We start from the raw sequence: 21,978 nt of genomic DNA on the forward strand, positions 1-21,978 counted from the left end.
CATTAAAGTTTAGTTTGCAGATAGTCCTGCTCCTTTTGGGAAAGACGATCATTTAAAGCTAAGAATTTCTGGTGATATTCATCGTTTTTAAGCAGCTCGGTAAGCAATTGCCGGGAATAATCTCTAAACCTATAGGTTGGGTGCTGGGTTCCTTGCATAAGATCCAGCAGATTTTGGGTAGTAAAACTATTTATCTGGTATAAATATCCAAATGCGTTTTCCCGTACTTCAATTGGAAAATGCGTAGCGGTATAGCCCGAAAGCTCATTATAGTTTTCCTGTTGTTTTTCTGGCTCGTAATTTGGCGTCACCAGATTTAAGGTAAGCCAAAGCATTCTCACATTTTTATTGGTAAAACCTTCAGTTCCTTTAGTTTTATCTAAATAAGTGGAAACCTCTTGTGGAAAATTCATCCATAATTTTAGCAGCGCAGCTTCCTGGGTTATATAGGATTCATCATTCAATAAAGATTCAAAAGCTGTTTTTAGTTCCTTCGGAATTCTTTCCATGCTGGTTGCAATGGCCTGGCGTACGTAAATATTGTTCGTTTCAAATGCTTTTTTGTAAAGCTTTATGGCTGTTGCTGAAGTTTCACCTTCTAATTGATAAACCACTTCCTGCCCGGTATAATCGCTCACCGGGAAATTAAGTGCTGCACTTAACAGCTCTGCTTTTTTCTCCAGTGGCGTTTCCCGAAGTCCCGAAATATTCAAATGATTTTGAATAAATTCCGAGGTTTTTAAAGAATTTAAAGCCGCAAAACCCTGAAAAGCGGTTTGATTTAACCATTTAGACATAAAATCTGAGAGATCTACGTTGGACTCTTTTTCAACTTCGGCAATAAAATTATCGGTAGTTGCAGTTTTAAACTTGTAAAGTTCCAGGTAACTCTTCACTGCATTTTTAAAAGCGGTTTCTCCTACCTTTTCTCTCAAAATATGCAGAGCCCAGGCACCTTTTTGATAATAAGTAAGGGAACTCGCTTTAGCTTTTGTTACCGCTTCTCCCTTACCAGTATCACTTAACTCTTTAAGTTTTTCTCCAGATTGGTAAAGTTGCCAATAATAATAGTCATCGCCAAAAATCTCACGCTCGGCAAGCAAGGCGTAAAAAGTAGCAAAACCTTCGTGCAGCCAATGATCGTTTGCGGTTTCTGCAGTCACTACATTTCCAAACCATTGGTGCGCCATTTCGTGGGCGTTAACGCTTACATAATTTCGATCTTTAAAGGCTATGGAATCGGTGATAAACGCGTGATCAAAAATAGTAGCGGTGGTATTTTCCATCCCGGAATATAGAAAATCACGTACCGGCGCCTGCTTATAATTTTGCCAGGGATATGCCAACCCAATTTCATTCTCCAGGAAATCAAAAATCTTTTTGGTATACCTGTAAGTGGGTTCCATTTTTGCCTTTTCTGAAACCGGCATATAAAACTGCAATGGAATTCCTGACGCCGATTTGCTTTCTTCTACCTTATAATTTCCTGCAGCAAAAACGAGCAAGTAGCTGCTCATAGGCTGCTGCATCCCAAAATTCCAGCTTTTTAAAGAATCATTCACCGATGTCCCTGTGAGTTTTCCGTTGGCCATCACTTCTAAATCTTTGGGAAAATGATAAGTCATATCAAATTCCACTTTCTCCCGTTGGTCGTCAAAAGAAGGCAACCAATTAGAAGTATATCTTCCCTGTCCCTGTGTCCAGATTTGTTTAGGAGCCTTGATAGAATCAGGGATATTCCAATTGATAAAATACACTGCTTCTTTAGGTTTTACTGAATATTTCAGTTGAAGGGAATTGTTTTCTGAAGTTCTCAATTCATTTTTTATCCAAATGCGTGCACCGGTATTTCTGAAGTTTTTTGGTTCTCCATTCAGCAGAACTTTTTCAAAATTTATATTTCGCGCGTCAACATAGAATGAATCTATACTTTTTAAAACTTCAAAATTATAGCTCACTTCTCCCCTAATTTCCTTTTTCTTTGGAAGAATGAAAATTTCAGCTTCGGCCTTTTTAAAATCTATACTATTGATTTGATTCAGTGAATCTACTATCGGCGATTGAGCATAAATGTTCAAAAAGAAACAGCAAAGGAGGGCGATAAGGGGATATTTCATAATAAAAAACTACAGCCAACAAATTACAAAAACTAAACAAATTTTAAGCCTGGGAAATTTAGATTTTAATTTTTAAATGAAATTCAGCCTAAAAAACCTGATTTTAATATCTTCGTTTTCATGAACGCCAATATTTTGCAAACGCCCATAGATTACCTGAAAGGGGTCGGCCCAAACCGCGCCGATTTACTGCGGAAAGAACTTGGCATTCACACCTACCAGGACCTGTTAAATTTCTTTCCAAACCGTTACCTGGATAAAACCCGTTTTTATAAAATAAATGAACTGCAGCGCAATTCGGCTGAAGTGCAGGTGGTAGGCAAAATCACGCACATAAAATCTGTAGATCAAAAACGCGGCAAAAGACTGGTAGCCGATTTTATTGACGAAACTGGAAAAATGGAACTAGTTTGGTTTCGCGGCCAGAAATGGATTCGGGAAAATTTAAAGATCAATACCCCCTATGTGATTTTCGGAAAAACAAATTGGTATAACGGCCTGTTTAGTATGCCACATCCCGAGATGGAACCAGTTGAGGAATATAAAAAACAACTGCGTACCGCGATGCAACCGGTATACCCTTCTACCGAAAAATTAGCAAAATCGGGCATTACCAACCGGGTTGTCAATAAATTGATGCAGCAACTTTTTATTGAAACCAAAGGGAAATTTTACGAGACGCTTTCAGAAGAAATCACTTCTGAATTAAAACTAATTTCAAAGCCGGAGGCTATATTCAATATTCATTTTCCACAGAGCCAGGATTTATTAACCAAGGCTCAGTTTCGATTAAAATTTGAAGAGCTGTTTTACATTCAGCTGCAATTGCTCATTAAAAATATGCTTCAGAAACAAAAAATAAAAGGTTTTGTTTTTGAAGAAATCGGGCAGAATTTCAGCGAATTCTACAGCAATCATCTTCCTTTTGAACTTACCGGCGCACAAAAACGGGTAATCAAGGAAATTAGAGCTGACTTAGGAAGCGGCGCTCAAATGAATCGATTGTTGCAGGGCGATGTGGGCTCAGGAAAAACCATTGTGGCGCTAATGTCTATGTTTATTGCGCTAGATAATGGTTTCCAGGCCTGCCTTATGGCACCCACCGAGATTTTAGCAATTCAGCATTATAACGGACTGGTTGAACTTTGTAAAGATCTAGATACCAAAATTTTTTTACTTACGGGTTCTTCAAGAACAAAAGCACGCCGGGAAATTCACGAAAAACTGGAAAATGGGGAAATAAATATTCTAATTGGTACTCACGCTTTGCTGGAAGACAAGGTGAAGTTTAAGAATTTAGGACTGGCCGTTATAGATGAACAACACCGTTTTGGTGTCGCGCAACGGGCAAAATTGTGGCGAAAAAACCAGGTGCCGCCGCATATTTTAGTAATGACTGCAACACCAATTCCCAGGACTTTGGCCATGAGTCTTTACGGCGACCTGGATATTTCAGTAATAGATGAATTACCGCCGGGAAGAAAACCTATTAAAACCGTTCACCGCTACGATAGTAACCGACTCAAAGTTTTCGCTTTTATAAAAGATGAAATTAAGAAAGGGCGTCAGGTTTATGTAGTGTATCCCCTAATTCAGGAATCTGAAAAAATGGATTATAAAGATTTGATGGATGGTTACGAAAGCATTGCGCGTGAATTTCCCGAAATGCAAATTTCTATAGTCCACGGGCAAATGAAATCTGATGCCAAAGATTATGAAATGGACCGTTTTGTAAGAGGCGAAACCCAAATTATGGTCGCTACCACTGTTATTGAAGTTGGTGTGAATGTGCCAAATGCCAGTGTGATGATTATTGAAAGTGCTGAGAGGTTTGGCCTTTCCCAATTGCACCAGCTTAGGGGCCGTGTAGGTCGTGGCGCTGAGCAAAGCTTTTGCATTTTAATGACGGGGCATAAATTATCTAACGACAGTAAAACCAGGCTGGAAACTATGACCGCAACCAACGACGGATTTGAGATTGCCGAAGTTGATTTAAAATTACGCGGTCCTGGAGATATTATGGGCACGCAGCAAAGCGGGGTGTTGAACCTCAAAATTGCCGATATTGTAAAGGATAATCAAATCTTGAAATCAGCTCGTTATCACGCAATGAAGATCTTAAAAGAAGATCCAAACCTCTCACTCGAAAAAAATAAAGTACTTCGGTTTACCTATGCTCAAGTAGCGAAGCATAAAAATATCTGGAATTACATTAGTTAGGTTCCAATCTTCAGCAAAAAAAGACTACTGATTTTCCCTTGATTTTCACCAAACTAAAAATCAAAATCCTCTTCTATTTGCCTGCTGCATCCTTAATAAAACAAAGCCTTTTCAGAAATCAGAAGCAACATTAACAACTTGATTTACAGATTAGTCAGATAATTTTTACGCGTCATTTTAGCCCATTTTTCCGTAAATTTAAATATTAACCAAAACATTAGAAATTATGAAAGGGGGAATAGTTTTGAGAAGGATTATAAGCCTTATGCTTATTGTATGTGGTGGCCTACTGTTTGCTCAGGAAAATACCGAAAAGGCCTTAGAAGAGAAGTTATATGAGGAATATAAAAGTAACGGGCTTGATAAAGCCATGAAAATGTATGAAAAGAATAAAACCACAGAATATAAAAATTTACAGGAACCTTTAAATCTACTGGGGTACAAACTCATGGAGAATAAAGATCTTGAAGCTGCAGAGAAGGTTTTTAAAGCTCAAATTGATGAATATCCAAAAGAAGCTAATCCTTATGATTCCTATGGTGATTTGTTACTGGAAAAAGGAGAGAAGGAAAAGGCCAAAGAACATTTTAAAAAAGCAGCCAAATTAGCGGAGAATATAAAGGATGAAAACGAAAAAAAACAAATGAAGCAGGCCTCGCTCTCTAAATTGGCAAAATTAGAAGATAAGCACCGTCAACTAGATTTTCTAACGGGAAACTGGGAAATAACCCAAACCGGTTATAGAGATGGGCAGGCAGTAGATATACCCCCAAGCACGCAAAACGTTAGTTATTTACCGGGAGAATCGGTATTGAGAGTTAAACATACTAAAGAGGGAAATGCCGCTTGCTGTGAAAGAATTGTAGCTTACAATGCGCTAGATGATGTTTATGAAATGGCGTATATCAACGCTGTTAATCCTAATGGTATTGAAATTTCTGACTTAAAAATTAAAGATAAAGGCAATGGTCAATTTGAATTCCTGGAGGATTATAATGAAAACAATGAGCAAAAACAAGCCAAACACGAGATCACAAAAACCGATAGTGATAATATTGAATGGAACATTTATATCCCAAAAGAAGGTAGCCAGGATTGGGAGCTTGTAAATAATATGAAGTTTAAAAGGAAAGCTTAATTATTATTTTAAGTTTAATTAGCGCTTGAAAGGAGCAACTTAGGTCGCTCCTTTCTTTTTTCTCAATATTGCTGAAATAAGGTATAAAATTAAAATTTGAAATTATGCCAAAACTATTCGTAATACTATCTTTGCGAACTGAAAATATTGAGACATGAAAATTTCATATAACTGGCTTAAACAATTTATTAAACTTCCGGAAGCTCCAGAAGAAACAGGGGAATTGCTCACCGATCTGGGCCTCGAGGTAGAAGGCTTACAGGTCTTTCAAAGCATTAAAGGTGGCCTTGAAGGAATTGTTGTTGGGCATGTGCTGGAATGCAAAAGTCATCCAAACGCTGATAAGTTACAACTTACCAACGTAGATCTTGGAAATGGGGAGCAGGTACAAATTGTTTGTGGTGCTCCAAATATTGCAGCGGGACAAAAGGTTCCGGTAGCGACTATTGGCACTACCCTTTATGATGGAAGCGGGGAAGCCTGGCCAATTAAGAAAGGAAAGATTAGAGGAGAAGCCAGTTTTGGAATGATCTGTTCTGAAAAAGAAATTGGCCTTGGCCAAAGCCACGAAGGGATTATGGTGATGCAAGACGATCTTGCTCCCGGAACCCCGGTAGCCAACATTTTTGATGTAGAGAACGACCAGGTTTTTGAAATTGGCCTAACCCCAAACCGTGCCGATGCTATGAGCCACTGGGGCGTTGCCAGGGATCTTAAAGCTGGCTATACCCAACAGGGTAAGAATTTAGAGCTTATCACTCCGTCAGTTAGTAGTTTTCATGTAGATAATAGAAGTCTTAAAATCCAGATTCAGGTCGAGGATTCGGCACTTGCTCCAAGATATTGCGGAGTTACAATTTCCGGACTTAAAGTTGATGAATCGCCAAAATGGCTACAAAATAGATTAAAAGCAATAGGTCTTGGGCCAAAAAACAATGTGGTAGATGCTACCAATTATGTGATGCATGAGCTCGGCCAGCCTCTACACGCTTTTGATGCGGCGAAAATTGCCGGCAATGAGATTAATGTAAAAACCCTTAAAAAAGGAACAAAGTTCACAACTCTAGATGAAGTGGAACGTGAACTTCACGAAGAGGATCTAATGATTTGTGATGCTAAAAAACCACTTTGTATAGCTGGAGTTTTTGGTGGAGCAACCAGCGGAGTAACCGAGGCTACCACACAAATTTTCCTGGAAAGCGCTTATTTTAATCCGGTGAGCGTAAGAAAAACCGCAAAAAGACATGGTTTAAATACAGATGCTTCCTTTAGATTTGAACGCGGAATTGACCCTAACATTACTGAATATGCTCTAAAACGCGCCGCACTTTTAATTACCGAAATTGCCGGCGGTGAAGTTACCAGCGATATCGATGATCTTTTCCCGAAGAAAATTGAAGATTTTCAGGTTTTCTTAACTTTTGATAAAGTGAATAAACTCATTGGAGAAAATCTTCAAGAAGAAACTATAAAATCTATCCTTGCTTCCCTTGAAATCAGGGTAAATAATGTGACCGAAACCGGGATGGGACTTACCATTCCATCTTATCGTGTAGATGTGCAGCGTGAAGCTGATGTGATCGAGGAAATTTTAAGGGTATATGGGTACAACAATATTAAATTTGGTGATAAACTGAATGCTTCAGTAGCCAATTCTTCTAAATTTGAAGATTATCGCCTTCAGAATTTAATTGCGAACCAGTTAGTAGGACAGGGTTTTTATGAAACTATGGCCAATTCGCTTACCACACCAGCTTACACAAATTTAAGTGAGCAAATTAAAGAATCTCACAATGTAAAAATGCTGAATCCTTTAAGTCAGGATCTTTCAGTTTTACGACAATCTATGTTATACTCAGGATTGGAGTCTGTGAGTTATAACATCAACAGAAAGCGCAGCGATCTTAAATTATTTGAATTCGGAAAAACTTACCACAATTTTAATAGCAGCCGCGTAGAGAATAAACACCTTTCAATTTTCATTAGTGGAAACCGAAGTGCCGAACGTTGGAATGCCACTTCAGGAAGAACCGATTTCTTTTTGCTGAAAGGGGTAATTCGATCTATTTTCCAAAGACTGGGCATTGAAAATTTAAAGCCTTCCGCAGTAAAATCTGATGTGTTTTCTGAAGGACTGATATTTTCTTCAGCAAAAAATAACCTGGTTGCCTTCGGAGTAATTCGGAAAAAAGTTTTGAAGCATTTTGATATAGAACAGGAAGTGCTTTATGCCGATTTTAACTGGGATGCATTACTGGAAGTAACTAAAGCCAGAAAAACAAGTTTTAGCGCAATCCCTAAATATCCTGCTGTAAGACGTGATTTTGCATTATTGCTTAATAACAATATTTCCTACGAAGAGATTGAGGAGATCGCCCTTAAAACAGAGAAAAAACTTTTAAAAGAAGTTGCTCTTTTTGATGTTTACCAGGGAAATAATCTTCCCGAAGGGAAAAAAAGTTACGCGGTGAGTTTTAAGTTTCAGGACGAAAACAAAACCCTTACCGATAAACAGGTAGATAAAATGATGAAAAAACTGCAGCAAAGGTTTGAAGATGAGCTTCAGGCTGAGTTGAGATAATAATATATAAAATTGGCTATTTGAATTTCCATTTTTACGTCAACCTATATTTATTTCAGGTTCTAATCTAATTTAAGTTAGATTTAATCTTGGACTCTGAAACGAGTTCAGAGTGACGTCGGCAATATGATTCAAACAGCCAATTTTTATTTCCTGCTAAGAGAAATTATGGAAAGTTTTTAAAGATTTCATCTACATAATTTCTCAGGTCTCTTTCTAACCTTCTTGAACCAATTTCTTCATCAGCGGTTCCCCGCCATAAGATTTGATTACTTCTACGGTCTATAAAATCTATAACAATAGATTTTTCCTTATAAGGCAATTGTTTAATTGCTGCATCGGCACCAATACGTTGAATTGTGAAATAGTTCTCGTAAGTGTAATCCTTATAATAAGGACCTATATAATGGCCGGGACGATAATATGAAAAATTGGTGTAAACAGGATTCGCATTCACATCTACCTTCTCATCAAACATAGTGTGCACATATACCAACACATCGGGTTGACGGTTATCTATCGCAAAATCTTCGCTGGACATATTATCGTTTATCGTAGATATGATAACCTCGTGTAAACGATCATTATCATAATCCCGACTCAAAATAGTGTCCTTGTTTGGAAGATAAGAATAGGTGCTATAATTTTTTAATTTTTTGGCAGATTCTTTAGAAATATTGCTTCCGGAGCCGCAAGATATTATAAAGGCGCCTGCTATGATTAGCGTAATAAGTAGTTTAATTTTTTTCATATATCTCAATTTTAATTGAAAATAGGCCTTCCGTTAGGATTAAAAAAGGGATATCCCCTATTTGATATTTAATTAACAGAAAAAAGCGACCAAATTGGTCGCTCTTTAATTTTTCTTTTTCAATAGCAATCTATTTCCCTGGCAATACTACAGTATCAATTACATGAATAACCCCGTTTGACTGATTTACGTTAGTAATGGTCACGGTAGCTACATTTCCTGAACCATCTTTTAGTTTAACTTTGCCATCGTCCATCATAGCATAAAGTTTACCGCCGTTTACGGTTTCAAAAGAAGCTTTTCCATCACCCTCTTTAATTGCCGCAACTACATCGTTAGCACTAAAATCACCCGCTACCACGTGGTAAGTAAGGACAGCCTGAAGTTGTTCTTTGTTTTCTGGTTTTAATAGAGTTTCTACCGTTCCCGCAGGCAGTTTTTCAAAAGCAGCATTGGTAGGTGCAAACACGGTGAATGGGCCATCACCCTGTAAAGTTTCAACCAAACCAGCAGCCTTTACTGCGGCTACCAGAGTAGTATGATCATTAGATTGTGAAGCGTTCTCCACAATGTTCTTGCTTGGATACATTTCTGCACCGCCTACCATGGTAGATCCGTTTTGGGCCATTAAAGTCCCACCGATAAATAGGAAACAAATAATTCCTAAATGTTTTAAATTTCTCATAACAATAATTTTTAAATGGTTTATTAAATAAACGAGATTTAAAGTGCTTCGGTTTTAATTTTAAAGCAAAAAATCAAATTTCATTCATTTTAATTTTTGTCTAATTTAATCTTAATGTAGTTAAACAATTTTTAAAAATATCCAATTAGGATAGTTTTAACATCACGTAAAACTGAAAAAATAGGATTGCAGAAATCATCTTAATTACTTAATTTAGTGACAGATGCTAAAGAAAAAGAAAATGAAGTTGAAGTTAGGTTTGCCCCGCACGAATCTGGAAGAGCAGTTATACAAATCCCGTAAAAAAAGGATTTCTTCTGAAAATATTCTGCTGCAAGTACAGGAAATCTTTGAGCGTGAATCAGAAAAGGAGGAAGCTATCCTTCAGGAAATTCACGATGGAAATGACGGAATTAATAATTTTGACCTGGATTTATTAGAAAGTAATAGGATTTTTCATCTTTCAGATATTGAGAAACTTTGTATTGATTATCGACTGCGTTTTTTAGACAGTAAATATTTTAAAGGTAAAATTCCTTATGAAACCCTGGTAAAAATTAAAACTTTAGAAAAGCAACAACAAATTACGCTGAAGGGCTTTAAAATTGTAGCACCATCTAAACTGTTTAAACTCGAAAATGCTGATGATCCCCTTATGTTTACCCCAATGGGGAACGACTATTTTTACCTGGTACACAAATGGGGCAATGACTTACATCCTTTGAGGAAAGTTATGATGTGGCCCTTTAAACATCTTGAAAACTTTATCGGTTTTCTATTTGTATTAAGCTTTTTAATTGCGCTACTAATTCCCGATGGGCTTTTCTCACCGCAGCAAACCACAACCCAGTTTTTTATGATCTTTTTCTTTGTATTTAAGTGGGTTTCCGGGCTTTCTATTTTTTATGGATTTAAAAAAGGAAAGAATTTTAGTTCGGCTATTTGGCGAAGTAAATATTATAACGCCTAGAACGTTAAACTCTGTATAAAATACCTTAAGAGCTATATTGTTCTTCGTATTTTAGATAGTACTAAAAACTATAAATTATGAGTTCAGACGAATCTTACGAAAGAGTATATACGGGTTCGGATCCCAATGTTCAATACTTACAGGAATTATTTGATAAAGCCGGAATTAACTCACGCGTTAGAAACGATTTTGATTCAGGTTTACGTGCCGGATTTGGCGGTGGCCTACCGGGACAGGTTCAGCTCTTTGTGGTGAAAAATCATTACGATGAAGCACTCAACATCGCAAAAACAACCTTCCCAAAAGATTACAAAGATGAGTAACCTCAAAGGAGGAAAACGCAATAAATGGTATTTAATCCTGGGAATACTTTTTCTTGTTTATGGTATCTACCGACTTTATACGCACCTAACCGCAGCTGAAATCGATAATTTTGGTTTAATACTCGCGGTAGGATTTATTATTTTTGGGATCTACGATCTGTTTAGGTATTTCAAAAAAGTTTAAATAAAATCAGACTAAATCACTAAATATTATTCAATAAAAAAGGGCATTCCGCAAAGAACGAAATGACCTTTTTATTTTAATCAATTATTCTTACCAGCTTATCACCGCACTTGCCCAGGTAAATCCGCTACCAAAGGCTGCAAGTACTACTATATCTTCATTTTTGATCTTTCCTTTTTCCCAGGCTTCACATAAAGCAATAGGAATTGACGCTGCAGTAGTGTTTCCATATTTCTGAATATTGTTATACACCTGCTCGTCGTTTAATTTGAATTTCTGCTGAACATACTGTGAAATACGCAAATTCGCCTGGTGCGGAATCAACATATCAATATCCTTCACTTCAAGTCCGTTGGCTTTTAAACCTTCCATAATTACTTCAGAAAAACGCTGAATCGCATTTTTAAAAACAAATTGCCCATTCATATATGGATAATAAGGGATATCATCTCCCTGGGGATTTTTAGCAATAATTTCAGGAACCCAGTGCTCTGTACTTGGTCCCTTTAAAGAAAGTTCCAAAGCGTGCTTCCCTTCAGAATGAAGGTGTGTAGAAAGTATGCCTTCACCGTTGTGATCGCTTCTGGTTAAAACCACTGCTCCCGCTCCATCTCCAAAAATCACCGAAACCGAACGCCCACGGGTTGTAAAATCGAGTCCGCCGCTATGGTTTTCGCTTCCAATAACCAGCACATTTTTATACATCCCGGTTTTTATAAATTGATCGGCTGTAGAAAGTGCGTAGATAAAACCACTACACTGGTTCCTCACATCTAAAGCCGGGCAGGTGTTTATATCCAACATTTCCTGCACCTGCACGCCACAGCCGGGAAAATAATAATCTGGACTTAGCGTAGCAAAAACAATCAGGTCTATATCATCTTTATCAATTTTAGCACGTTCAATAGCAATTTTAGCAGCTTTCATACCCATTTTGGCGGTAGAATTTCCATCGCCTTTTTTAATGTGGCGACGTTCTTTGATACCAGTTCTTTCCTGAATCCATTCATCATTGGTATCCATTATTTTCGCCAAATCATCATTGGTAACAACATTTTCTGGCACGTAACTACCAACTCCGGCTATTTTAGATTGATACATATTCTATTGTTTAGTATATTTAGACCTTATTCCATTTAAATTTAAGCATTAATAAAAAATGGGTCCGCAATATAGTAAAGATTAACATTACTGCGATTATGACACATTTTTATTTTTATTTTCAAAAACCACAATTTATGAGAAAAATTATTTTAAGTATTTTTAGTTTATTACTGACTTTTCCTGCACTTTTTGCCCAGGAAAATTTAACCTACCAAAAACCACCACAGGAAATTCTGGATCTGGTAGATGTACCCTTAGCGCCCTCCACTATTTTGGACAGCGATGGAGAGATGATGATTTTTCTATATCGCGATCAATACAAAACTATCGCTGAATTAAGCGAAGAGGAATTAAGGCTTGGCGGATTAAGAATTAATCCCGTGACCAATATTAGCAGCCGAGCTAGATATTATAATAATCTGGAAGTAAAACCTGTTGATGCTGATGCACCAAAGCAGGTTCTGGGACTTCCCGAAAACCCACGTTTAGCGAATTTCAACTGGTCTCCAGATGAATCTAAGATCGCTTTTACCCACACCACAAATACCGGAGTTGAGCTTTGGGTAATGGATATTGAAAATGCCCAGGCTAGAAAACTCACTGAGGCAAACCTCAACGCAAATATGCGTGATGTGATTAACTGGTTTAAAGATAACTCTTCGGTATTAGTGAAAATGCTTCCGGAAGATCGTAAAGCTTTAATAGATACCGAAACCGCAGTTCCTACCGGGCCTACTGTTTCAGTAAGTGACGGAAAAGAAGCACAAAACCGTACCTACCAGGATTTGCTCAAGAATCCTAATGATGAATATAATTTTGAACAATTAGCCCGTTCAGAATTAGTAAAAGTAGATTTAGACGGAACTTCAGAAAAATGGATGGATGCTAAAATGTACAGTAGTGTTTCATTCTCTCCCAACGGGGAATATGTAATGCTTAATCATATTAAAAAACCATTTTCCTATTTGGTTCCTTATTACAGATTTCCTTCCGAAACATACATTTATTCAATAACGGGAGATTTAGTAAACCAGGTTAATGACGAACCGTTGTTAGAAGACCTACCCAAAGGTTTTATGTCTACACAAACCGGAAGAAGAAGCGTACAATGGAGAAATGATAAACCTGCCAGCCTGGTTTATGTAAAGGCTTTAGACGAAGGTGATCCTGAAGTACAAGTTGATTTCAGAGATGAAGTTTTTGTTTTAGAGGCACCATTTAAAGGGGAAGGAAAATTCATCCTGAAAACAAAAGATCGTTTTTCTGGAATTACCTGGGGAAATGATGAAATCGCTATCGCTAATGATTACTGGTGGAATAACCGAAACACAAGAACTTATGTTTTTAACCCTTCTGATGCTTCAGAAAAACCTGAAGTGATTTTTGACAGAAATTACCAGGATCAATACAGTGATCCCGGCAGATTTGTAACTACTAAAAATAAATACGGTCAAAATGTTTTAAAATTAGATGGTGAAGATGCTTTTCTACTTGGAGCCGGTTATAGCGATGAAGGTCAGTTTCCATTTGCCGATAAAATTGATTTGGAAAGTGGAAAAACCCAACGTTTATACCAGTCTGAATACAACGATAAGAAAGAAACCCTGGTTGAAGCTTTGGACATTGAAGACGGAGAAATTTTGGTTAGGATAGAATCGGCTACCGAATATCCTAATTATTATATCAGGGATATAAATGATAAAGAAGACCTTACTCAAATTACTTCTTTTAAAAATCCTTTTAAAAGCCTTGAAAATGTTAGTAAAGAAGTAATTACCTACGAACGAGAGGACGGATTAGAGCTGAACGGAACACTTTACCTTCCTGAAGGCTTTGACAAAGAAAATCCTGAAGAACATCCTATGATAGTTTGGGCTTACCCGAGAGAATACAAGGATAAAAATTCGGCTTCACAGAACACTTCAAACGCCAACGATTTTACATATCCCTATTATGGTTCACCAATCTATTGGGTAAATAGAGGTTATGTGGTATTAGATGATGCTTCCTTCCCAATTATTGGAGAAGGTGAAGAGGAACCAAATGACAGTTTTAGAGACCAATTGGTTGCAAACGGAAAAGCTGCCATAGACGCCGTAGCCGAAATGGGCTATGTAGATCGTAATCGTGTTGCCGTGGGTGGCCACAGTTATGGTGCTTTTATGACGGCAAACCTGTTATCACATTCCAATCTTTTTGCAGCAGGAATCGCCAGAAGTGGTGCTTACAATAGAACCTTAACTCCGTTTGGTTTTCAGAGTGAAGAAAGAAGTTACTGGGAAGCACCAGAAGTTTACTACAACATGTCTCCTTTTATGCACGCTGATAAGATGAAAACACCATTGCTGCTAATTCACGGGGAAGCCGATAACAACTCGGGGACTTATCCTATGCAAAGTGAGCGTTATTTTAACGCGCTTAAAGGATTGGGTGCAACTGCACGTTTGGTCATGTTACCAAAAGAAAGTCACGGTTACAGTGCCAAAGAATCTGTTCTGCACGTACTTTGGGAACAGGATCAATGGTTAGAGAAATATGTGAAAAATAAAGAAGGTGGAAGCATTGAAGCTTCGGCAGAATTGAAGGATTAAAGATTAGGTTTATAAGCTTATTTAGGCTGTTTGAGAAGTCTTATTGTCGTCAAGCTGAACTTGTTTCAGACTTTATCCCGAATTTACTTCGGGATTCTAACATGTTTCCACAAACAACATCTTAGATCCTGAATAAATTCAGGATGACAATTTTAAAAACTTCCTAAACAGCCTTTTCTGTTTTAAATGTCATTTATAATAACTAAAATAGGAAAAGCGCCATTACCAGGGACGGTAATAACGCTTCTCCACAACCTAACCAATAAATAAAACCAACAATTATGACATATAATCGCGGAACTTGTTTACCTCGATCTTTGCTTCAAGATCGTGCAGTAAATTATACAGACCGAAAAATGTACGATTAATGTACAAGAAATGTTTACTTCCACGGTTTCCGTTCATTTTTCGCAATTCAGTGTCTTTACTGTATTTCTCGCTGAGTGCTGTTATTGAATTCCAGAATGTCTCATCGGCAAAATCAAATGTTTCTTCGTGAAACGGACTCGTAAACAAATTCAGCATTTGATAAAATAATTCTGAAAAATATTTGATTTCCCTTTCAGAATCGTCTTCTCTCAATATTTCCAGTTCGAATAATTTCTTATTAAAAAACTCAGGATTATTGATGTTTTCCTTTTTCGCCAGTTCAAAATAGGGTACATAAAAATCATCGGGCACCTGCTTTATACAACCAAAATCTATCGCGATAAGGTTAGCATCCTTATCAATCAGGAAATTCCCGGGGTGAGGATCGGCATGCACTTCTTTTAAGTCATGCATTTGGAACATATAAAAATCCCAAAGCGCCTGCCCTACCTTATTAGATTTTTCCTGATCGTTATTCTCTTTAGCAAATTCGCTAAGGTGCTTCCCGTCCATCCAATCCATAGTGATAATCCGCTCACTGGATAGATCTTCATAATACTTAGGAAACTTCAGGTTTGGAATGTGAGCACAGGCTTGAGAAATTTCTTTGCTCTGCTTTACTTCCAGGATATAATCGGTTTCCTCTAGTAATTTCCCTTCAACTTCTTTAAAATACTTTGCAGAATCCTTACCCTGAAGATTAAACATTCTGGTAGCAATGGGTTTAACCATCGCCAAATCTGAACTTATACTATCTGCAACGCCGGGATATTGAATTTTCACAGCAAGTTTTTTCCCATCTTTCTCGGCTCTGTGAACCTGGCCAATACTGGCCGCATTCACAGATTCAGACGTAAATTTATCGTACAGTTCTTCAGGGTAAGCTCCGTTATATTTTTTAAAAGTTTTTCTTACCAAAGGCGCAGAGAGCGGTGGCACACTAAATTGCGCCAGGCTAAATTTCTCTACATAAGCGTTTGGTAAAAGGCTTTTTTCCATAGAAAGCATTTGTGCTACTTTAAGCGCGCTTCCTTTTAAGCTTTTAAGGCTATCATAAATATCATCTGCATTGCTTTGATCTAATTCATCGCGGGTAAGCTCAGAATCAAAAGCTCTTTTGCTGTAATATTTAAGGTAATTGCCTCCCAACTTCACCCCGGTTTGCACCAGTTTTGAAGTTCGGCCAATCTTGCCCGTTGGTATTTTATCTATAGTTTTCATTGTAGTTTGGGGTAGACTTTATTAAGCCATTTTTTCTTTCCAGAGGAATTTTCCTAAATCTATAACCCGTTCCAGTGGGGTGTTGTCGAACACATCAAAAACAGTGTTTACCGATTTCTCTATTGCAACATCGGTGCTTTCAAATTGGGGAGAATTATCGTCCATCCAAAATTTCATTAAAAACATTAGCTGTACCCAGGTTGCTTCAGAAAATATCCTTTCTGATTGTTGTAAAGCTGATATTGCTTTGTCTGAATTTCCATCCTGAATAAGATCTGTCGCGAAAGACTTCACATTTTTTCTTAAACCTTTTAATTGTTGAAGGTTTTTTAATTGACTTTCGTGCTCTTTAAGAGAAAACAATACATAACTTCTATTTGCGGTTAGCATCTCAAAGAATGTATAATAGAAAGTGAGCATTTTTTCTCTATTAGAAAAGCTGTCAAATTCAGGACTTTTATTGATCATGTTCATCGTGTGCTCATAAAAGCGCTCCCAAATTCCTTTCTGTAATCCTTCAAAACTTCCGTAGAAATTATAGAATTCCTCTTCCTTAATTTTATTCTCCTTACAAAACTTATAAACGGTTTTAGGTCTACGCTCCTGCTCCAACACATAATCCATATACATTGTAAGAAGCCTGTCTTTATCTAAAACCTTTTTAGTGGTTGTTTTTTTATTACTGGTTGTCGCCATAACTTTTATTTCTTTTCCAAAGATAATCTTTTGTTTAAGTTTTAACTCATAATATTAAACAAAATGTTTGTTAAAATATCCCTGATGGTTAAAATTGTAATTCAGAAGTTTAGACGGGGAAGTGACTGATTAATTACAAGCTATGTCAGTTTGTCAGCGGAGTTTTAATGGTATTTTTTTTGACTATAGGTTAGCAACAATAAATAGTATTAAAACGAAAATATATGGCAACCGGAAAAATTAATGTCTCTGTAGAGAACATTTTCCCACTGATAAAGAAATTTCTTTACAGTGATCATGAAATCTTTCTAAGGGAATTGATTTCTAACGCAACAGATGCGACTTTAAAACTAAAACACCTTACCGATATTGGGGAAACCGATGTAAAATACGGTAATCCTGTAATTGAGGTGAAAGTAGACAAAGAAGGAAAGAAACTTCATGTTATAGACCAGGGAGTAGGGATGACTAAAGAAGAAGTTGAGAAATACATCAACGAAGTAGCTTTCTCTGGCGCTGAAGAATTCCTTGAAAAATATAAAGATTCTGCAAAAGACAGCGGAATCATCGGTCATTTTGGTCTTGGGTTCTACTCAGCATTTATGGTAGCTAATAAAGTAGAGATCATTACCAAATCTTACAAAGACGATCCTGCAGCACATTGGGTTTGTGAAGGAACAACCGAGTTCACACTTGGAGATGCCGATAAAAAAGAACGCGGTACTGAAATCATCCTTCATATAAATGAGGAAGACGAAGAGTTTTTAGAAGAAAACAGGATTCAGGAATTATTGGTAAAGTATAATAAGTTTATGCCAATCCCAATTAAATTTGGAACCAAGGAAGAAACTTTACCTCTTCCCGAAGACGCTCCAGAAGATGCCGAAGCGGAAACCAAAACCGTAGACAATATTATCAATAACCCTGAACCGGCATGGACAAAGCAGCCAACCGATTTAGAGGATAAGGATTATAAGAGTTTTTACCGCGAATTGTACCCGATGCAGTTCGAAGAGCCTTTATTCCATATTCACCTTAATGTAGATTATCCTTTCAATCTTACCGGGATCCTTTATTTTCCTAAGATGACGCAGGATATGAATATCCAGAAAGATAAAATTCAGCTTTATCAGAATCAGGTTTATGTAACCGATAATGTTGAAGGAATTGTTCCTGAATTCTTGACGATGCTTCGTGGGGTAATCGATTCTCCAGATATTCCTTTGAACGTTTCCCGTTCTTACCTTCAGGCAGATGGTGCTGTAAAAAAGATCTCAAGCTACATTACCCGTAAGGTGGCCGATAAGCTGAAATCTCTTTTCAATAACAATCGTGAGGATTTTGAACAGAAATGGAACGACATTAAAATCGTTATTGAATACGGAATGCTTTCTGAAGACAAATTCTATGAAAAAGCACAGAAATTTGCTCTTTACCCAACGGTAGAGAACGAATATTTCACTTTCGAAGAACTACAGGAGAAAATAAAGGATAACCAAACCGATAAAGACGGAAACCTGGTTGTGCTTTACGCTTCTAACCAGGATGAGCAACACAGTTATGTTGAAGCGGCAAAAGCCAAAGGATACAAAGTGCTGTTGTTAGATTCTCCAATTATTTCTCACCTGCTTCAAAAAATGGAAGGTGAAAAAGAAAAGATCACATTTGTTCGGGTAGATTCAGATCAGGTAGATAACCTTATCAAAAAAGACGAAGAGAAAATTTCAAAACTTTCTGATGAAGAAAAAGAGAAGTTAAAAGGAGATTTCGAAAAAGTAATTCCGAAGGAAAAATATACCGTACAGCTTGAAGCTATGGACAGCGATGCAGCGCCATTGCTGATCACGCAACCGGAGTTTATGCGTCGTATGAAAGAGATGCAGCAAACCGGTGGTGGCGGAATGTTTGGTATGGGCAATATGCCGGAAATGTACAACCTGGTGGTAAATACCAATCACCCGTTAATTTCTGATATTCTAAATACTAAAACCGAGAAGAAACAGGAACGCTTAATTAAGCATTCTTTAGATTTGGCGAGATTATCTCAAAACCTGCTTAAAGGTGAAGAGCTAACCAATTTCGTAAAACGTAGTTTTGATATGGTAAAATAATTTCCGGTTAACGGAAAGCTTCAAGAAGGTCTGCAAAGCTGTTGAAGTCGTCATCCTGAACTTGTTTCAGGATCTAAGATGTTAGAAGTTGAAACAATCCCGAAGCTTCGGGACAGCTTGACGATGACAAGACTTTTCAGGCCTTCTTATTTTATTAAGGAAGAGATTTAATCAGAATAATACAAAGAACTAAACGATTAGCGTTCTAATTTTTGGTTGTTTCTTCTAAATTCAGGCTTAAATTACGCTTGATAATTTGATAAAAACGTTCTACATCGTAGGGTTTTACAATAATATCGTTCATCCCCGCCTCGTGAATTTCATTTCTAACTTCCTCTATTTCTACGGCGGTTAAGGCAACCACAGGTACGTGCTTATTAAACTCTCTAATGCGCCTGGTTGTTTCCATCCCATTAATGCCCGGCATATTTAGATCCATTAAAATAAGATCAAAATATTCTGCCGATGCTCTTTCAATAGCTTCTACACCATTTGCCGCAACAACACATTCAAAATTTTGCTTTTCCAGAATTCTTCTCGTTACCACCTGGTTAATTCGGTTATCGTCTACAACGAGGATTTTTTGCGCCTCTTTTAGATTATCTAAGTAAACTTCGTGCGCAAACCCGGCCTTTTTAACGGGAGCCTTATCTTCCTTAAGACTTAAACTAAAACAAAAAACCGATCCCTCGCCTTCTTTACTTTTTAAATGAATCTGGGAATCGAATAATTCCAGCAAACGTTTAACGATGGGCAAGCCCAATCCGGTGCCCTGGTAATTATAATTGGAAGATTTAAGTTGGGAAAAATCTTCGAAAATCATTTTTTGTTTACTTTTCGGAATGCCAATTCCATCATCTTTCACCTCAAAATAGATTACCGATCTATCCTCTACCCTCGCCTGTAATTCTACATTTATATAAATATTACCATTTTCTGTAAATTTCACGGCATTCCCTACAAGGTTCATTAGAACCTGGGAAAGCCTCACAGGATCTCCAATAAGGTCTACCGGTATTTCTTTGTCTATATGGTAATGCAGTTTGTTTTTGTTCTGAAGGCGGGTAAATTCAAAAGTATTTACAATACTTAGCACCAATTCTTCAATATTAAACGGAATATTCTCCAACTTCACCTGGTCAGATTCCATTTTGTTCATTTGTAAAACATCATTAATAAGCGCCAGAAGATAATCGGCTGAAAATTTTAAGGATTTTAAATCGCTCTCATGCTTTTTCAGGCTTTTATCATCTAACAATAAAGATGTAAGCCCCACAACACCATAAAGTGGTGTTCTTAACTCGTGACTTACAGTAGATAAAAATTCGGTTTTCAATTTAGAGAGACGTTCTGCATTATCACGTGAGTCCATTAACTGAGTATTCTTTTCCTTAAGCTCATAAATAAGTTTCTTTCTATCCTGATTTATTTTATTTAAGATAAGAAGAATTACAATTAGAATAAGCGAAGCCACTACCATGATCAGTATCTTCTCCGTAGATTTTTCGATCAATTCATCCTGATAAGCTTTTTCCTTCCTGGAAATTTCCAGGTTACGGCGGTACTCATTTACATCAAAACGAGCATTGGCATTTTGTATCTGAGCTAATTTTTCATTTTCAAAAAGTTCGGAATTATAATCATCATACTTTTGAAGGTTTTTATAAGCTTCTTCAAAATCTCCGTTCTCAAAAAGCATACTGGCATAATCTTTACTTATAAGAGCAATTGGAAGGGCCAGACTATCTTTTTCAGCCAATCGAAGACCTTCTTTAAAATAATAATTAGCCGAATCCAGATTTCGAGTATTGTGATGGTACCTCCCAAATAACATATAAAGTTGAGAACGGGCATTATTATTTTCCTCAAGCTCTAAAAGCTTTAAGGATTCTTTTAAATAAGGATAAGCACGGGAATATTCCTTGGCATCCATATAGGTCCAGGCAATGTTAGCGGTAGGAAATAACTTCTCATTTTCTATACCAAGCGCTTCTGCGAGATCTATTACCTTGTTGTAATATTCAATTCCTTTCTTTTCGTTCCCCTTTTCTTCAGAATAGATATTACCCAGGTTATTATAAATGTAAATTAACAGGGTGTCATTCTTTAAATCTCTTGCATAATCCAGTGCTTGCAAATAACTTCTCTTTGCCCTAAGTGTATCTTTTAATTCATTATAAGCGCTTCCCAGGGCATTATAAGCGTGAAACTTATAGTAATTATCATTAGCCTTATCAGCATGATCAAGTAAAAGGTAAGCATGCTCTACCCCTTCTTTATAATTGTATTTTCCTAAATATTCTGAAGTAATATTTTTTAAGCGCTCAAGGCTATCTTTAGAAACGGGTTCGCTTTCTTGCGCCGAAAGCAAATTAAGACCTAGTAAACAAAAAATAAGTAGTGGGTAATTATGTTTCAATACTCTAATAAGTTAGTTTGTAGAAAGGGTGTCGAAAATTACTGTAAATTAGTGAAATACACAAGATTTCTAGCTTTAGACAGATAATATTATAAAAAAATAGACGGCCATGAAAATATATTTTTATCTTTAAAATATGCAATATCCCTGGCACCTTTATCTAATGGGCGCGATGTATATCGTGGCCGGAACAATTCACTTTATAAAGCCTAAAATGTATATGCGCATTATGCCGCGTTACTTACCGGTGCATAAACCTCTGGTTTTTTTAAGCGGCCTGGCCGAAATTCTCCTGGGTTTCCTCCTGTTTTTCCCTGAAACCAAAGACCTCGCGGTCTACGGAATTATTTTAATGTTACTGGTTTTTCTCCTGGTGCATTTTTATATGCTTTCTTCGGAAAAAGCTGCTGCAGGAATCCCAAAGTGGGCTTTAATTCTAAGAATTCCACTTCAGTTTTTTCTTATGTATTGGGCCTGGTTTTATTTAGAGTTTTAAAG

General features: G+C 37.0%; 16 protein-coding genes. 9 read left to right on the forward strand and 7 right to left on the reverse strand.

Going from position 1 to position 21,978, the window contains the following annotated elements; genetic code table 11:
- Positions 1-2: 2 nt before the first annotated feature.
- Positions 3-2,117 carry a M1 family metallopeptidase gene (locus LB467_RS15340; protein ID WP_224474934.1) on the reverse strand — a complete coding sequence of 705 codons (2,115 nt, stop codon included), beginning with the start codon at positions 2,115-2,117 and terminating at the stop codon, positions 3-5.
- A 120-nt stretch (positions 2,118-2,237) separates the two neighbouring features.
- Here LB467_RS15340 and recG point away from each other — a divergent pair, with 120 nt between their 5' ends.
- From recG to pheT, 3 genes are all read left to right on the forward strand, one after another.
- Positions 2,238-4,337, forward strand: coding sequence for an ATP-dependent DNA helicase RecG (recG, locus tag LB467_RS15345; RefSeq protein WP_224474935.1), 2,100 nt, complete (start codon positions 2,238-2,240; stop codon positions 4,335-4,337).
- A 226-nt stretch (positions 4,338-4,563) separates the two neighbouring features.
- Positions 4,564-5,475, forward strand: coding sequence for a tetratricopeptide repeat protein (locus tag LB467_RS15350; RefSeq protein WP_224474936.1), 912 nt, complete (start codon positions 4,564-4,566; stop codon positions 5,473-5,475).
- 154 nt (positions 5,476-5,629) lie between these two features.
- A complete protein-coding gene (gene pheT / locus LB467_RS15355; RefSeq protein ID WP_224474937.1) occupies positions 5,630-8,056 on the forward strand; it encodes a phenylalanine--tRNA ligase subunit beta in 2,427 nt (808 codons plus the stop codon).
- 166 nt (positions 8,057-8,222) lie between these two features.
- On the opposite strand, the gene LB467_RS15360 is transcribed toward pheT, so the two are convergent.
- Together LB467_RS15360 and LB467_RS15365 are read right to left on the reverse strand one after the other, a co-directional pair.
- Positions 8,223-8,807: a DUF4136 domain-containing protein gene (locus LB467_RS15360; RefSeq protein ID WP_224474938.1), complete on the reverse strand. Its 585-nt coding sequence runs from the start codon at positions 8,805-8,807 to the stop codon at positions 8,223-8,225.
- A 130-nt stretch (positions 8,808-8,937) separates the two neighbouring features.
- Positions 8,938-9,492, reverse strand: coding sequence for a fasciclin domain-containing protein (locus LB467_RS15365; RefSeq protein ID WP_224474939.1), 555 nt, complete (start codon positions 9,490-9,492; stop codon positions 8,938-8,940).
- A gap of 241 nt (positions 9,493-9,733) precedes the next feature.
- Here LB467_RS15365 and LB467_RS15370 point away from each other — a divergent pair, with 241 nt between their 5' ends.
- The 3 genes from LB467_RS15370 to LB467_RS15380 all read left to right on the forward strand — a co-directional run bounded on the left by LB467_RS15370 (position 9,734) and on the right by LB467_RS15380 (position 10,969).
- A complete protein-coding gene (locus LB467_RS15370; RefSeq protein WP_224474940.1) occupies positions 9,734-10,462 on the forward strand; it encodes a hypothetical protein in 729 nt (242 codons plus the stop codon).
- Positions 10,463-10,539: 77 nt separating this feature from the next.
- Entirely contained in the window at positions 10,540-10,785 is a 246-nt protein-coding gene (locus LB467_RS15375) for a putative signal transducing protein (protein WP_224474941.1), read from the forward strand.
- On the forward strand, positions 10,778-10,969 hold the full coding sequence (locus LB467_RS15380) for a hypothetical protein (RefSeq protein WP_224474942.1): 192 nt from the start codon (positions 10,778-10,780) through the stop codon (positions 10,967-10,969). The genes LB467_RS15375 and LB467_RS15380 overlap by 8 nt, the downstream gene beginning before the upstream one ends.
- A 90-nt stretch (positions 10,970-11,059) precedes the next feature.
- On the opposite strand, the gene LB467_RS15385 is transcribed toward LB467_RS15380, so the two are convergent.
- On the reverse strand, positions 11,060-12,070 hold the full coding sequence (locus LB467_RS15385; protein ID WP_224474943.1) for a 3-oxoacyl-ACP synthase III family protein: 1,011 nt from the start codon (positions 12,068-12,070) through the stop codon (positions 11,060-11,062).
- A 137-nt stretch (positions 12,071-12,207) separates the two neighbouring features.
- On the opposite strand from LB467_RS15385, the gene LB467_RS15390 reads away from it, so the two are divergent.
- Positions 12,208-14,664 carry a S9 family peptidase gene (locus LB467_RS15390; protein WP_224474944.1) on the forward strand — a complete coding sequence of 819 codons (2,457 nt, stop codon included), beginning with the start codon at positions 12,208-12,210 and terminating at the stop codon, positions 14,662-14,664.
- A 279-nt stretch (positions 14,665-14,943) separates the two neighbouring features.
- On the opposite strand, the gene LB467_RS15395 is transcribed toward LB467_RS15390, so the two are convergent.
- Both LB467_RS15395 and LB467_RS15400 read right to left on the reverse strand, forming a co-directional pair.
- The gene (locus LB467_RS15395; protein WP_224474945.1) at positions 14,944-16,254 is read right to left on the reverse strand and encodes an ABC1 kinase family protein; all 1,311 of its coding nucleotides are present in this window, start codon (positions 16,252-16,254) and stop codon (positions 14,944-14,946) included.
- Between the two features lie 21 nt (positions 16,255-16,275).
- Positions 16,276-16,950, reverse strand: coding sequence for a TetR family transcriptional regulator C-terminal domain-containing protein (locus tag LB467_RS15400; RefSeq protein ID WP_224474946.1), 675 nt, complete (start codon positions 16,948-16,950; stop codon positions 16,276-16,278).
- 224 nt (positions 16,951-17,174) lie between these two features.
- Between LB467_RS15400 and htpG the strand changes: the two genes are divergently transcribed.
- The gene (htpG, locus tag LB467_RS15405) at positions 17,175-19,061 is read left to right on the forward strand and encodes a molecular chaperone HtpG (protein ID WP_224474947.1); all 1,887 of its coding nucleotides are present in this window, start codon (positions 17,175-17,177) and stop codon (positions 19,059-19,061) included.
- 205 nt (positions 19,062-19,266) lie between these two features.
- Here htpG and LB467_RS15410 read toward each other — a convergent pair whose 3' ends face one another.
- Positions 19,267-21,480: a response regulator gene (locus tag LB467_RS15410; protein ID WP_224474948.1), complete on the reverse strand. Its 2,214-nt coding sequence runs from the start codon at positions 21,478-21,480 to the stop codon at positions 19,267-19,269.
- Between the two features lie 136 nt (positions 21,481-21,616).
- On the opposite strand from LB467_RS15410, the gene LB467_RS15415 reads away from it, so the two are divergent.
- Entirely contained in the window at positions 21,617-21,976 is a 360-nt protein-coding gene (locus LB467_RS15415; RefSeq protein ID WP_224474949.1) for a DoxX family protein, read from the forward strand.
- Positions 21,977-21,978: the final 2 nt, after the last annotated feature.

Source organism: Salegentibacter tibetensis (assembly GCF_020164485.1).
In the GTDB taxonomy this organism is placed as follows: domain Bacteria; phylum Bacteroidota; class Bacteroidia; order Flavobacteriales; family Flavobacteriaceae; genus Salegentibacter; species Salegentibacter tibetensis.